This is a genomic window from Streptomyces sp. NPDC056835 (assembly GCF_042789485.1).
GTDB lineage: Bacteria > Actinomycetota > Actinomycetes > Streptomycetales > Streptomycetaceae > Streptomyces.
This window is the reverse complement of record NZ_JBHUBB010000043.1, coordinates 50,163-64,280: the sequence shown is the minus strand read 5'-3', so window position 1 is coordinate 64,280 and position 14,118 is coordinate 50,163. Positions and strand designations below refer to the sequence as shown.

The following is a 14,118-nucleotide window of genomic DNA, read 5'->3' as shown; positions in this document are numbered from 1 at the left end:
TTGCGCAGTGCTTGTGCGGCGAGGTGCAGTGCCACCAGTGAGGACGAGCATGCCGTGTCGACCGTCATCGCAGGACCCTCAAGGCCCAGCTGATATGAGATACGCCCCGACGCGACACCACCGCTGTTGCCGGTGATCATCAAACCTTCGACGTCCTCGGTCGCTTCCGCGAGCCAGGACCCGTAGTCGTGATACATCAGTCCGGCGAACACGCCGGTCCTGCTGCCGCGCAGGGAGGTCGGGTCGATGCCGGCCCGTTCCAGGGCCTCCCAGGCGGTCTCCAGGAGCAGCCGTTGCTGCGGGTCCATCGCCGTGGCCTCACGCGGGCTGATCCCGAAGAACTCGGCGTCGAAGTCACCGGCCCCCGACAAGAAACCGCCCCGCCGTGCATAGGTCGTGCCGATGTGGCTCGGGTCCGGGTCGTAGAGGTTCGCCAGGTCCCAGCCGCGGTCGGCCGGGAATTCGGTGATCGCGTCGACGCCGTCCAGTGTCGCCTGCCACAGCTCCTCCGGCGATTCGATCCCATCGGGCAGCCGGCAGGCCATGCCGACGATGACGATCGGGTCGTCGTCCGTGGTGGCCGTGATCACGGCCGGGGCGGTGGGGCGGCCGGTGGTGTCCTGGATTTGTTCGTTGAGGAAGCTGATCAGTGCGGTTTGTGTGGGGTAGTCGAAGACGAGTGTGGAGGGGAGTCGTAGTCCGGTTGTGGTCTGTAGCCGTTGCCGTAGTTCGAGTCCGGTCAGTGAGTCGAGGCCGAGGTCGCGGAAGGCTCGGTCGGCTTCGACTGTTGCTGCTGAGCCGTGGCCCAGGACCAGGGAGAGCTGTGTGCCGACCAGTTCGAGCAGGGCGGCCGTGCGCTCCGTGTCGTCCAGGGCGGCCATGTCGGCGGTCCAGGACGAGGACTGGCCGGTGCCGAGGGCTGCCGCGCGGCGTGCGGGTGCGCGGACCAGGGACTTGAAGACGGCGGGCAGGCTGTTCTGTGCCGCCTGGTTCCGCAGGGCGGGCAGGTCGAATCGGGCCGGGACGATGGTCGCCCGGTCGGCCGCGAGGGCCGCGTCGAACAGCGCGAGGCCCTGGGACGTCGACATTGACCCCAAGCCGCTGCGCGACAGCCGGGCGAGGTCGGTGTTGTCGAGGTGTGCGGTCATTGTGCTGTCGCTGGTCCATAGGCCCCATGCCATGGAGGTGGCGGTGAGTCCTTGGGTTCGGCGTGTTTGTGCGAGTGCGTCCAGGTAGGCGTTGGCTGCGGCGTAGTTGCCCTGTCCTGCGGTGCCCATGACTCCGGCGGCGGATGAGAAGAGTACGAAGGCGGCGAGGTCGGTGTGGCGTGTCAGTTCGTCCAGGTGCTGGGCGCCGTCGGTTTTCGGGCGCATGACGGTGTCGAGGCGTTGGGGGGTGAGTGCGGTTACCACGCCGTCGTCGAGGACGCCTGCGGCGTGGATGACGGCGGTGAGTGGGTGTTCGGTGGGTATGTCGGCGAGTGCCGCGGTCAGTGCGTCGTGGTCGGCTACGTCGCAGGCGGCGAAGGTTACGGTTGCTCCGGCGTCGGTCAGTTCGGTGGCCAGTTCGTGTGAGCCGTCGGCGCCTCGTCGGCTGATCAGGAGCAGGTGTCGTACTCCGTGTTCGGTGACGAGGTGCCTGGCTACCAATTGGCCCAGTGCCCCGCTGGCACCGGTGATGAGGACTGTTCCGTCGGGCTTCCAGTCCGCCGCTGTCACCGTTTCCGTGGCCACCGTGACCAGTCGCGGGGCGAACAACCTGCCCTCATCCACAGCGACTTGAGGCTCACCCGAGGCGAGCGCCGACGCGATGGCCGCCTCGGCGTCCGCGCCACTGGGCACATCGACGACCACGACGCGCCCTGGGTGTTCGGCCTGCGCCGAACGCAACAGACCCCACACCGCGGCCGTCGCCGGATCCGGTGTACCTCTCACCGAGCCCCGGGTGACCACGGCGAGCTGCCTGTCCTCGCGGTCCGTCGTGTCGGCCAGGAACCGCTGGAGGGAATCCAGTGCCTTGGCCACGCTTGTACGGGCGTCCCCGCCGGGCTCGACGTATTCGATCACGATCTCGGGTGGCAGGCCGCCGGTGCTGTCGGGGACCGGTACGTCGGTCCACCGCACCTCGAACAGTGGGTCGGCGGCCACGGCCGAACCCAGTTGTTCCTGCGACATCGGCTGCAACCGCAGCTCGTCCACGGTCACCACCGGCTGCCCGGCACCGTCGAACGCCGCGAGCCGCACGGCCCCGTCACCACGCGGCGACAGGTGCACCCGCAGCGCCGACGCGCCCACCGAGTGCAGCCGAACTCCGCTCCAGGAGAACGGCACACACAGCTCCCCGGAGAGCAGCGGATGCAGTGCGGCGTCCAGCAGCGCCGGGTGAACGCCGAACTCATCCACCTCGGACGGCAGTTGGACCTCGGCGAACATCTCGTCGCCGGTCCGCCAGAGCGCTTGCAGGCCCTGGAAGACCGGTCCGTATCCGTATCCCAGGCCGGCCAGCAGTTCGTATGCCTCAGCGACATCCACCCGCTCGGTGCCGGTGGGCGGCCACATACCTTCCAGGCGCTCCTCGGCCACCGGGGGAGTGGCGGCCAGTACGCCCACGGCGTGCCGGACCCACTCCAGCCCGGGATCGACCCCGGCGTCGGCGTCCTGGACACGGGAATGCACTGTGACCGGGCGGCGCCCGGCATCATCGGGAGCCCCTACCGACACCTGCACCGCCACCGACGCGTCCTGCGCCAACACCAACGGCCGCTCCAGCGTCAGTTCCTCCAGCACATCGCAGTCGACCTCGTCGCCGGCGCGGAGGGCCATTTCGACGAAGGCGGTTCCCGGGAGCAGCGGCGTGCCGAAGACGGCGTGGTCCTCCAGCCAGGGGTGGGTGGTGCGGGAGATTCGTCCGGTGAGTACGACGTCGTCGTTGCCTGCGAGGCGTATGGCGGCGCCGAGCAGTGGATGGCGCATCGCGTCGAGGCCGGCGGAGCCAACGTCGGCGGTCGTGGCGGCGGCGGTTTGCCAGTAGCGACGTCGCTGGAAGGCGTAGGTCGGCAGTTCCACCAATCGGCCGCCTGCCACCCACGATGACCAGTCGACGTCCACTCCGGCGGTGAACACCTCGGCCAGGCCGTGCAGCAGACGCGCCCGCTCGCCCTCACGACGACGCAGCGTCCCTACCGCCGTCACCCCTGCTGTGCCCATGCTTTCGGCGGCTTGGGTGATGGCGCCGAGGAGGACGGGGTGGGGGCTGCTTTCGATGAAGACGCGGTGTCCGGCTTCCAGGAGGTTGTGCAGGGCGGTGTCGAAGCGGACGGTCTGACGGAGGTTGGTGAACCAGTACTCCGCGTCCATCACCGCCGTGTCGATGGATTCACCGGTCACGGTGGAGAAGAGGGGGACGTCGCCCGTGCGTGGTTCGATGCCGGCCAGGACGTCGAGGAGTTCGGTTTTGAGGTCTTCGACCTGTGGTGAGTGGGAGGCGTAGTCCACCGCGATACGACGGGCCTGTATGCCGTCGGCCTCGCATCCGGTGAGGAGCGCGTCCAGTTGATCGGGTGGTCCGGAGACCACTACTTGCTCGGGTCCGTTGACGACGGCGATCTGGAGTCCGTCGGTCAGACGTGCTGCTATCTGTTCCTCGGGGGCGAGGACGGAGACCATGCCGCCGCGTCCGGACAGTCGCAGGATCGCCCGGCTGCGCAGGGCCACGACGCGGGCCGCGTCATCGAGGGACAGAGCACCCGCCACACAGGCGGCGGCGATCTCTCCCTGCGAATGTCCGACGACGGCGGCGGGTCGTACTCCCAGGGACCGCCATAGCTCGGCCAGTGACACCATCACCGCGAAGAGGACCGGCTGCACCACATCAACGCGCCGCAGTATGTCCTCGTCGCCGTCACGCACCACGTCCAGCAGTGACCAGCCATCGACATACGGTTCGAGTGCGGTGGCGCATTCGGTCATTCGTGTGGCGAAGACCGGTGAGGTGTCGAGGAGTTCGCGTGCCATGCCGACCCACTGTGAGCCCTGGCCGGGGAAGACGAACACCACACCACCCGAAGACCCCGCACGCCCGGCGATGACATTCTTCGCCGTGCGACCGGCCGCCAACTCCTCCAGGCCGGAGGCAAGTTCAGTCACGTTGCCGCCGAGTACGACGGCCCGGTGGTCCAGTACGGCGCGTCCGGCGGTCAGGGTGAATCCCACGTCCCGGGGGTCGGGCTCGGCACCGTCACCGAGCCGGGCGAGCAGCCGCGTCGCCTGCTCCGACAGCGCCGCCTCACCGCGCGCCGACAGCACCCACGGCACGACCGGCGTAGGCACCACGGCCGACGCGTCCACCACAGCCGACGCCTCCGGCGCAGCGGGCACGGCCTCGTCCGCCGACACGACCTCCTCGACCGGCGGCGCCCCCTCCAGGATCACGTGCGCGTTCGTCCCGCTGATGCCGAAGGACGACACGGCCGAGCGGCGCGGACGCCCAAGCTCCGACCACTCCTGACTCTCCGTCAGCACACTGACGGTACCGGACTCCCAGTCGATGTGACGCGACGGCGTGGAGGCGTGCAGCGAGCGCGGCATGACGCCGTTGCGCATCGCCTGCACCATCTTGATGACACCGGCGACGCCCGCGGCGGCCTGGGTGTGCCCGATGTTGGACTTGATCGAGCCGAGCCACAACGGCTGCTTCTTGTCGCGTCCTTGGCCGTATGTCGCCAGCAATGCCTGTGCTTCGATGGGGTCGCCCAACGAGGTGCCTGTGCCGTGTGCCTCGACGGCGTCGACGTCGGCGGAGGTGAGGCGCGCGCTGGCCAGGGCGTCACGGATCACCCGCTGCTGTGACGGGCCGTTGGGCGCGGTCAGACCGTTGCTGCCGCCGTCCTGGTTGACGGCGGAGCCACGGACGACGGCGAGTACGTGGTGTCCCTCGCGCCGCGCGTCGGAAAGCCGCTCGACCACGAGCATGCCCACGCCTTCGGCCCAGCCTGTGCCGTCGGCGTCGTCGGAGAACGGTTTGCAGCGGCCGTCGGCGGCGAGGCCGCGCTGACGGGAGAACTCGACGAACATGCCCGGCGTGGACAGCACCGTCACACCACCGGCCAACGCCATCGAGCACTCACCGTTGCGCAGCGACTGGACCGCCAAGTGCAGTGCCACCAGCGACGACGAGCACGCCGTGTCCACCGTCATCGCGGGACCCTCAAGGCCCAGCTGATACGAGATACGCCCCGACGCCACGCTGGAGGTGTTGCCGGTGAGACGGAATCCCTCGGTGCCGTCGACGGGGGCGTGCAGTTGCGGTCCGTACTCCATGTTCGTGGCGCCGACGAATACACCGGTTCTGCTGGTGCGCAGGCCGCCCGGGTCGATGCCGGCCCGTTCCAGGGCCTCCCAGGCGGTCTCCAGGAGCAGCCGCTGCTGGGGGTCCATCGCCGCGGCCTCTCGCGGGCTGATCCCGAAGAACTCGGCGTCGAAGTCACCGGCCCCCGACAGGAACCCGCCCCGCCGCGTATAGGTCGTGCCGGGGTGGTTGGGGTCCGGGTCGTAGAGACTCGCCAGGTCCCAGCCGCGGTCGGCGGGAAACTCGGAGGTGGCGTCCACGTCGTCGACGAGCGCCTGCCACAGCTCCTGCGGAGAGTCGATCCCGCCGGGCAGCCGGCAGGCCATGCCGACGATGACGATCGGGTCGTCGTCGGTGGCGGCCGTCGCGGGGACGGCGGCCCGCATGTCGTCCGCGGTGTCCAGGACGCCGAGGATCTGGTCGTGCAGATGTGCGGCGAGGGCGCTCAGCGTCGGGTAGTCGAACAGGATGCTCGCGGGCATCCGCAGACCGGTCGCCGAGACGAGGCGGTTGCGCAGCTGTACGGAGAGGGCGGAGTCCAGGCCCAGATCGCGGAAGGTCGCGTCGGGGTCCACCGGGGCGGCACCGGTGGTCTCTGCCATGTGGTCGGCCAGCCAGCGGACCAGGAATCCGTCCGGCTCGCCGTGGATGCGGTCGCGCAGGGCGAGCGTCGCGGAGCTGAGGTGCTGCTCGGCCGCGACCTCGGCCTCGGCGGCGGGCGGGCGTTCGTCGAGCCAGTAACGCCGGCGCTGGAAGGCGTAGGTGGGCAGGTCGACGGTACGGGCCTCGCCGACCGGCTCGGCCCAGTCGACGGGCACGCCGGCGACCCAGGCCTCGGCGAGCCCGGTGAGCAGCGCCTGGGGCTCGGGGCGGTCGCGCTGCTGGAGGGCAACCGCGAGGTCTGTCTCGGACGTCGGGACGAGCGGGGTCAGCACGCTGCCCGGCCCGAGTTCGATGAACCGGGTCACGCCCAGCTCACGGCAGGCGGCGATCGCGTCGTGGAAACGGACGGTGGCGCTGAGGTGCCCGATCCAGTAGTCCTCCGTCAGTTCGGCCCCGGTCCGCCCTGTGACGGTGGAGACGATGGGGATGCCGGGCTCGGAGACGGCGAGGCCGCGGATCCTGCGGGCGAACTCGTCCAGCATGGGTGCCATCAGTGGCGAGTGGGCGGCGTTCTGGACGCGCAGCCGGTTTGTGCGGTGGCCGCGGGCGCGGAACTCGTCCGCGATCCGGGTGACCGCCTCGTCGGCGCCGGAGAGTACGACGGCCCGCGGTCCGTTGATGACGCCGACCGAGACGTCGTCGGCGCCGTCGAGCGCCGCGAGCAGTTCCTCTTCGGTCGCCTCGACCGCGATCATGGCGCCGCCGGGCGGCAGTTCCCCCATCAGCTCGCCGCGGGCGGCGACGAGGGCGGCCGCGTGGGCCAGGGGCAGGGCCCCGGACACATGGGCGGCGACGATCTCGCCGAAGGAGTGGCCGACGAGCAGATCCGGTGTGACGCCCCAGGAGGTGACCAGGCGGTAGAGGGCGACCTGGAAGGCGAACAGGGCGGGCTGCATGTAGCGCATGCCGTCAAGAGCCTGGGCGGCGGCATCGTCGTCGAGGCCGCCGAGCAGCACCTCGCGCAGGTCGAGACCGGGGACGAAGTGGTCGAGCACTTCGTCAAGGGCCTCGGCGAAGACCGGGTACGTCTCGTACAGTTCCCGCCCCATGCCGACGCGGTGGGACCCGACGCCGGAGAACAGAAAGGCGGTCCCGCCGGTCGTGGCGACGCCGTTCACCGCTTCGTCGTTGAGGCGTGCCAGGCTCGCCGTGAGCGCGTCCGTGTCCGTGCCGATGACGACGGCGCGGTGCTCGAACGTGGACCGGCCGACCGCCAGCGACCGGGCGATGTCGGCGGCGTGCGTGTCCGGCCGCTGCTTGAGGTGGGTGAGCAGCCGGGTGGCCTGCGCGTTCAGGGCGCGGCCGGTGCGGGCGGACAGCACCCAGGGCACGGGGCGGCCGGCCGCGGTGCGGTTCACCGGGGCGTCGGGCTGTCCGGTGTACGGCGCGTCGGGCCGTCCGGTGTACGGCGCTTCGGCGAGGACGACATGGCAGTTGGTGCCGCCGACGCCGAACGAGCTGACGCCCGCCACGAGAGGGGCGGCGGGGGCCGGCCAGTCGTCGAGCTCGGTCTGCACCCGGAGGTTCAGCTCCGCCAGAGGTATCGCCGGGTTGGGCGCGTTGAAGTGCAGGCTGGGCGGCAGTTGGCGGTGACGCAGGGACAGCGCGGCCTTGAGCAGGCCCACGATGCCGGCGGCGGCCTCAAGGTGGCCGACGTTCGTCTTCACCGAGCCCACTCGCAGCGGTCCGCGGTCCTCGGTGCTCCGGCCGATGACATCGGACACGGCGGCGGCTTCGACGGGATCCCCGACCGGGGTGCCGGTGCCATGGAGTTCGACGTACTGAACGGCCTCGGGGCTGATCCGGGCGTCGGCGTAGGCCCGGCGCAGGACGTCCCGCTGGCCCGCGACGTCGGGGTCGGTGAGACGGTCACCGCCGCCGTCATTGTTGACGGCGCTGCCCTGGATGACGCAGTAGATGGGGTCGCCGTCGGCGACCGCACGGTCGAGCGGCTTGAGCAGCACCACCCCTCCGCCCTCACCGCGTACGAACCCGTCGGCGCTCTCGTCGAAGGCGGCGCAGCGGCCCTTGGCCGACAGGGCTCCGAGAGCGGCGGTGGTCCGCATGCTCTCCGGCGAGAGGATCAGGTTCACACCGCCTGCGAACGCGAGGTCGGAGTCGCCGCGGCGGAGGCTTTCGCAGGCCAGGTGGACGGCGACCAGCGACGAGGCCTGCGCCGCGTCGACGGCGAGGCTGGGGCCCCGCAGTCCGAAGGACCAGGAGACCCGGTTGGCGATGATGGCGCGGTGCCGGCCCGTGAAGTCGTGCAACTCGCCGTGTTCTGCCCGGTCGCCGCGGGCGGCGAGGGTGGCGTAGTCGTCGGACGAGACGCCCACGAACACTCCGGTGCGTGAGCCCCGCAGCCGGTCGTCGCGGACGCCGGCGTCCTCCATCGCCTCCCAGACCAGCTCCAGCGCGAGCCGCTGCTGCGGGTCCATGGCGGCTGCCTCGGCCGGCTCCACGTCGAAGAACGCGGCGTCGAAGGCGCCGACCTCGTCCAGGAAGCCACCACGCCAGGACCGGCTGCCGGGGCCGCGCTCCGTCGGCCAGGACGAGACGGCGTCGGTTCCCTCCGACAGCAGGCGCCAGAACTCCGCCGGGCCGGACGCCGAGGGGACCCGGCAGGAGGCTCCGATCACTGCGATGGCGGTCTCGCGGGTTCCGCCGATCCCCTGGTCACCTGACATGGATGGCTTCATAGGGGGAGTATCCGTTTCCGACCGGGGGCGGCACTTCGGCCAGAGGATGGGGCTCGGCAGCCGGGCTTCGGTGCAGGACCGTCCCGTGGAACCAGGACTTTCGACCAGGCCTACGGGACAGCCCTTGGCCAGGGCGTGTTGAGTCCTGGGTCCCGACATGACGACGGGGGCGTACGCACGGTATGAACCGCGCGTACGCCCCCTCTCGCTCGTTCGCTCTTGCCCGTTCGCTCGCACGCGGAGCTCGCACGCGGAGCTCGCACGCGGAGCTCGTTCGCGGAGCTCTCACATGGCCACGGCCGACGCGATCAACTGGGCCCGGGACGCCATGTGCGCCTTCGAGAGCACATTGGAGACATGGAACTTGATCGTCTTCTCGCTCAGGCCCAGGCGGCGGGCGATCTCCTTGTTGGCCATTCCCCTTCGCACCAGTTGGAGCACCTCGGACTCGCGTGACGTCAGCGGTTCATGCGTGGGCACGGCCGACAGGTGGCGCGGCAGCGTGGCGCGCATGAACCTGAGCAGCGCCCCGCTGAGGCCGGGAGAGACGTAGCCGGTGCCGTCGCTCACCCGGCGGACCGCCTCCACCAGTTCCTCCTCGGGATCGTCGCAGTGGACGAGGGCGTGCACATTGGCCTGGGTGAAGCGGATCCAGCGCGTGGTAGTGTCCACGTCTCCCACGACGACGATGCCCGCGTCGATGCTGGTGAGTTCCTGCGCCTGGCCGATCTGTAACTGCCCCTCCAGCACTACGACATCCGGTTCGTACAACTCCACTGCCGAAAGGAGTTCGACGATGTCGGCGGCCTCGCCGACCACGACGAATGCGGAATCCTGCTCAAGTGCCCTACGGATGCCACGACGTGCGTATGGATGTGGATCACACACTATGACTCGCGCCTGAATTACACCGTTCAATTTGAACGCCCCTGTCAGTTTTTTCACTTTCCTGTCATGCGGGGGGCGAAAAACGCATGCCAATAAACCATCCTTGAGCCCGTTCGGCGCGCGCGCGTCAATCGGCTCAAATCGCCCGGAGATGGCGACCGCAATGCGAATCCGGGCATGAATGGACAGCGTGACAGCACGCTCGATATCTTCGCGATATTCCAGTACTTGCGAATAGCGGACCCATATCCGGCCCGTCGCCCGCCGAGAAGAACTCGGCGGGCTCCAGGCTTCAGGGCGGGATGGGTCGAGATCCGTGACGAGTATCGAAACGCGGCGTATTCCCCCGTGTGTTACACCGTTACACCGTTACTACGCGATCACGACATCATTGGGTGATCACGCGATGCTGGACGTCGACGTCGATCGCCCCCATCGGACACATCTGCGCGGCCACCTCGACCAGGTGATGGAGATTCTCGGGCGGCTCGCTCATCTGCAGCAGCACCAGGCCCTCCTCGTCGTCCTGGTCGAACACCTCCGGGACGTTCACCACGCAGTTCCCGGAGCCGACGCACCGCTCTCTGTCCACCGTGATGCGCATGGTCACCACGCCACCGGCAGCTCGGCCACCCCGAACGTCACCGCCATGGGACGCTGCGGGACATCGGCCAAGGCCGTTTCCGACCGCAGTTCGGGGAAGCGGCGGGCCAGCTCGACGAGAGCCACCCGCAGCTCGGCCCGGGCCAGCGGCTGGCCGATGCACTGGTGCAGGCCGAAGCCGAACGCCATGTGCCGGTGCGCCTCGGGCCGTGCCGGATCGAACAGCTCCGGATCATGGAAGACCGAGCTGTCCCGGTTGGACATCGCCAGCATCGCCACGACGCCCTCGCCCGCGCGGATCTTCTGACCGCCGATCTCGGCGTCCTCCATGGCGAGGCGGGGCAGCCCGGTACGTACGACGGTGAGGTACCGGAGCAGTTCCTCGACCATCCCCGATGCCAGGCTCGGGTCCTCACGCAGGGCGTCCAGGTGCTCGGGGTGGTCAAGAAGCACGAGGGCGGAGAGCCCGATCATGTTCGCGGTGGTCTCATGGCCCGCGACGAGCAGGAGCATGGCCAGGCTGACGAGTTCGTCCTCCCGGAGCTCGCCGGGCACCACACGCTCGATCACGAGCCGACTCAGCAGATCATCGCCGGGCGCGGTCCGCTTGGCCTCGACCAGGGCTCCGAGGAGGCCGGCCAGAGCGCCGAGGGCCTCGTCGACCTCCGCCGGGCCGGAGTTCCGGTCCATGATCACGCGACTGTGATGCTGGAAGAAGTCGTGGTCGGAGTACGGGACGCCGAGCAGATGACAGATCGTCATCGACGGCACGGGCAGCGCGAACTCGGACATCAGGTCCGCGGGCGAACCGAGAGAGCGCATCCGCTCCAGGGCCTCGACCACCGACTCCTCGATCAGCGGCTCGATCCGGCGGATGTTCTTGATCATGAACTCGGCGGTCAGCATCCGCCGGAAGCGGCTGTGCGCCTCGCCGTCCATGAAGATGAACAGGCCCGAGGCGTCGTCCTGCTTCGGTGGAATCGGATTCAGCACCGGAAACCCGGGCTTGTACTGGTCGGAGCTGAAACCCGGGTGGCGCAGCAGCTGCCGCACGTCTTCGTGCCGGGTGATGAGCCAGGCCCAGCCTCCGAACGGAAGCCGGACCTTACCGACGGGCCCCTCAAGTCGCTCCAGGTCGGATCCCTTGACGGGAATAAATGGATTGTCGTCCGGACCGATGAACGGGTATGCCGGAAGGCCGGCAACATCTATGTCTGCCATGTTCTCCACGGCATCCCCCATGACGTCCCCCACTACTTCAACACCTCGCGGAACTCGGTTATTGAAAAGAGGGGTTCAGTCTAACAAGGAGGTTGGTCGAGAAACGTTCGTCAGTGAGCCAGCTCACACAAGCGGAGATAAGGAAGGATCAATTCCGTATTCCGGCTTCGGAGGTCCACGGAAGTCCCCACGGAAGTCCCCCACGGAGGTCCCCACGGAAGTCCTCCGCGTAAGTCCGCTACAGCAGCTTCGCGATCTGCCGCGACACCGCGGCGGCGACACTCGGCATCTGGTCTGTCAGATAGAAATGGCCGCCCGGGTGGGTGTGCATATCGAAGTCGCCGTCCGTGTGCTCGGCCCACGAGCGCACCTCGTCGAGGGTCGCTTTGGGATCGTCGGTACCCACATGCGCGTGGACGGGAGCCGCGAGCCGGGGTCCGGCGACATAGCGGTAGGTCTCGGCCGCCTTGTAGTCGCTGCGGATGGCGGGCAGCGCCATCCGCAGGAGCTCCTTGTGCTCGAAGATCCGCGCATCGGTACCGCTGAGCGACCGCAGCTCCGCGATCATGCCCTCCTCGTCGCGCAGGTGTACGGGAACGGCGTTCTCACGCAGCCGGGAGGGCGCGCGCCGGCCGGAGGCGAAGACCACGAGCGGTCGCGTCCCCCGCTGTTCGAGACGCAGGGCGAGCTCGAAGGCGATCATCGCGCCCATGCTGTGCCCGAAGATCGCGAGCGGCCGGTCGGCCCACGGAAGCACCTCGCCGACCAGCGCGTCGGCCAGGCCGGTGATGGAGTCGACGCACGGCTCGTCGCGGCGGTCCTGGCGTCCCGGGTACTGGACGGTGAGCGCTTCGACGTCGGGCCCGAGCGAGCGGGAGAAGGGGAGGTAGAACGACGCGGAACCGCCGGCGTGAGGCAGACACAGCAGCCTCGCGCGCGCGTTCGCGGCCGGGTGGTACCGGCGGATCCACGGACTGGTTCCGGTGATGTTCGGACTGGTTCCGGTGATGTTCGCGGTCACCTTCGTGCCTTTCGCGGACTCAGGCAGCGGCAGGGAACGCGAACCGCACGGTGGTCATCTCTTCCGACAGCTCCCACAGCCGACGGCAGGTCTCGGCGTCGGAGGCCCTGGGAGCCAGCTCCACCTTCTTCGGCGCGCCACGCAGCTCGCCCATACCGCCGGGGCCGATGAACTGCCCGCCCGCCGCGTCCGGGGCGGTCGCCGCGTACAGCTGGGACAGCGCACCCTCGTCCGGGGACTGGGCGAGCGGGAGGAGGATGCGGCCGAACAGCAGCTTCACCATGCCGACCGGCGAGCTCGTCTGCAAGTTGGTCGAGGTGTAGCCGGGGTGGGCGAGCACGCTCCGCACCGGGCTGCCGGCCGCGGTCAGCCGCCGGTGGAGCTCCCAGCCGAAGACGGCGTTGGCCAGCTTCGACTGGTTGTAGTACCCCATGGGCGAGTACTTGCGCTCACCGGAGAGGTCGTCGAAGAAGATGGTGCCCTGCCGGTGGTTGGGCGAACTCACCGTGACCACGCGGGGGTTGTTCCCGACCTCCAGCAGGTCGAGCAGCAGGCCGGTGAGCGCGAAGTGGCCAAGGTGGTTGGCCGCGAACTGCACTTCGTGACCCCGCGCGTTGAGCGTCCGGGGCGGCGCCATCAGGCCGGCGTTGTTGATGAGTACATCCAGGTGCGCGCGGTCGGAGTGCAGCTGCTCGGAGAAGGAGCGGACCGAGTCCAGGTCCGCCAGGTCGAGTTGGCGCACCTCAAGCCGGGCACCCGGGTGCTTGGCGGTGATCTCCGCGACCGCCCTGCGCCCCTTGGCCTCGTCTCGTACGGCAAGGATCACGTGCGCGCCCTTGCGGGCGAGGGCCCGGGTGGTCGCCAGGCCGAGGCCGCTGTTGGCACCGGTGACGAGGAACACGCGCTTGCTCTGATCGGGGATCTGCTCGGCGGTCCAGCGCTGCTGATTGCTCATACGACACAAGCTGCCTCATGTGGCATTCAGTGTCAAGCTGATCCCTGGGTGTCATCGACGGCATGGCGTATACGATGGAGGGGTGACTATTCGCCCTGAAGTGAGCCTGGCCCAACGCAAGCGTCAGCTCGTCTCGGACGAGCTGACCGGCGCCGCGCTGAAGCTGCTGGCCCGGAAGGGGTTCGACGCGGTCACGATCGACGAGATCGCGCTCGCCGCCGGCGTGTCCAAGCGGACCTTCTTCCGGTACTTCGCGTCCAAGGAAGACGTGGTCATCCAGTTCCTGGCCGAGATGGGCACAGGCATGCGGGCGGAGCTGGCGGGCCGCCCCGCTCGGGAGTCGCCGTCGGTGGCGCTGCGGCACACTGTCTGGCTTTCCATCGACGCCTGCGCCGGCCATACCGATCAGGCGCTGCGCGTGGTGCAGTTGATTCTGGGTACGCCCGCCCTGCACGCCCGATTCCTGGAGCGTCAGGCTCAGTGGCGCGACGGGCTCGCGGCGGAGGTGGCCGACCGGCTGGACCTGGACCCGGCGACGGACCTGTACCCGCAACTGGCCGCCGGAATCGCCCTGACCGCCTTCGACACCGTGCTGCAGCGATGGAGCGACAGCGACGGCGCCGAGGACCCCGCCGAACTGACCGACCGGGCCTTCGCTGTCATCGCACCGGCCTTGGACGCCGTCGCGTAGGAGAGGGCAGAGGTGCGGGCAGAGGGGTCCA

General features: G+C 69.2%; 7 protein-coding genes. 1 reads left to right on the top strand and 6 read right to left on the bottom strand.

The window, feature by feature from the left end:
* From ACFRMN_RS34360 to ACFRMN_RS34335, 6 genes are all read right to left on the bottom strand, one after another.
* Window positions 1–8,696: SDR family NAD(P)-dependent oxidoreductase (locus tag ACFRMN_RS34360; protein ID WP_383027329.1), on the bottom strand; the 8,696-nt coding region annotated here is incomplete at its 3' end.
* A gap of 297 nt (window positions 8,697–8,993) precedes the next feature.
* Window positions 8,994–9,527: a LuxR C-terminal-related transcriptional regulator gene (locus ACFRMN_RS34355; protein ID WP_383027327.1), complete on the bottom strand. Its 534-nt coding sequence runs from the start codon at window positions 9,525–9,527 to the stop codon at window positions 8,994–8,996.
* Between the two features lie 457 nt (window positions 9,528–9,984).
* Window positions 9,985–10,200, bottom strand: a complete 216-nt coding sequence (locus ACFRMN_RS34350) for a ferredoxin (protein ID WP_383027324.1) — start codon at window positions 10,198–10,200, stop codon at window positions 9,985–9,987.
* A 2-nt stretch (window positions 10,201–10,202) separates the two neighbouring features.
* Complete coding sequence (locus ACFRMN_RS34345; protein WP_383027322.1) at window positions 10,203–11,420, bottom strand: cytochrome P450; 1,218 nt, start codon at window positions 11,418–11,420, stop codon at window positions 10,203–10,205.
* Between the two features lie 238 nt (window positions 11,421–11,658).
* Window positions 11,659–12,441, bottom strand: a complete 783-nt coding sequence (locus ACFRMN_RS34340) for a thioesterase II family protein (RefSeq protein WP_383027320.1) — start codon at window positions 12,439–12,441, stop codon at window positions 11,659–11,661.
* A 19-nt stretch (window positions 12,442–12,460) separates the two neighbouring features.
* On the bottom strand, window positions 12,461–13,396 hold the full coding sequence (locus ACFRMN_RS34335; RefSeq protein ID WP_383027317.1) for an oxidoreductase: 936 nt from the start codon (window positions 13,394–13,396) through the stop codon (window positions 12,461–12,463).
* 82 nt (window positions 13,397–13,478) lie between these two features.
* Here ACFRMN_RS34335 and ACFRMN_RS34330 point away from each other — a divergent pair, with 82 nt between their 5' ends.
* The gene (locus tag ACFRMN_RS34330; RefSeq protein WP_383027315.1) at window positions 13,479–14,087 is read left to right on the top strand and encodes a TetR family transcriptional regulator; all 609 of its coding nucleotides are present in this window, start codon (window positions 13,479–13,481) and stop codon (window positions 14,085–14,087) included.
* The last annotated feature ends 31 nt before the right edge of the window (window positions 14,088–14,118 follow it).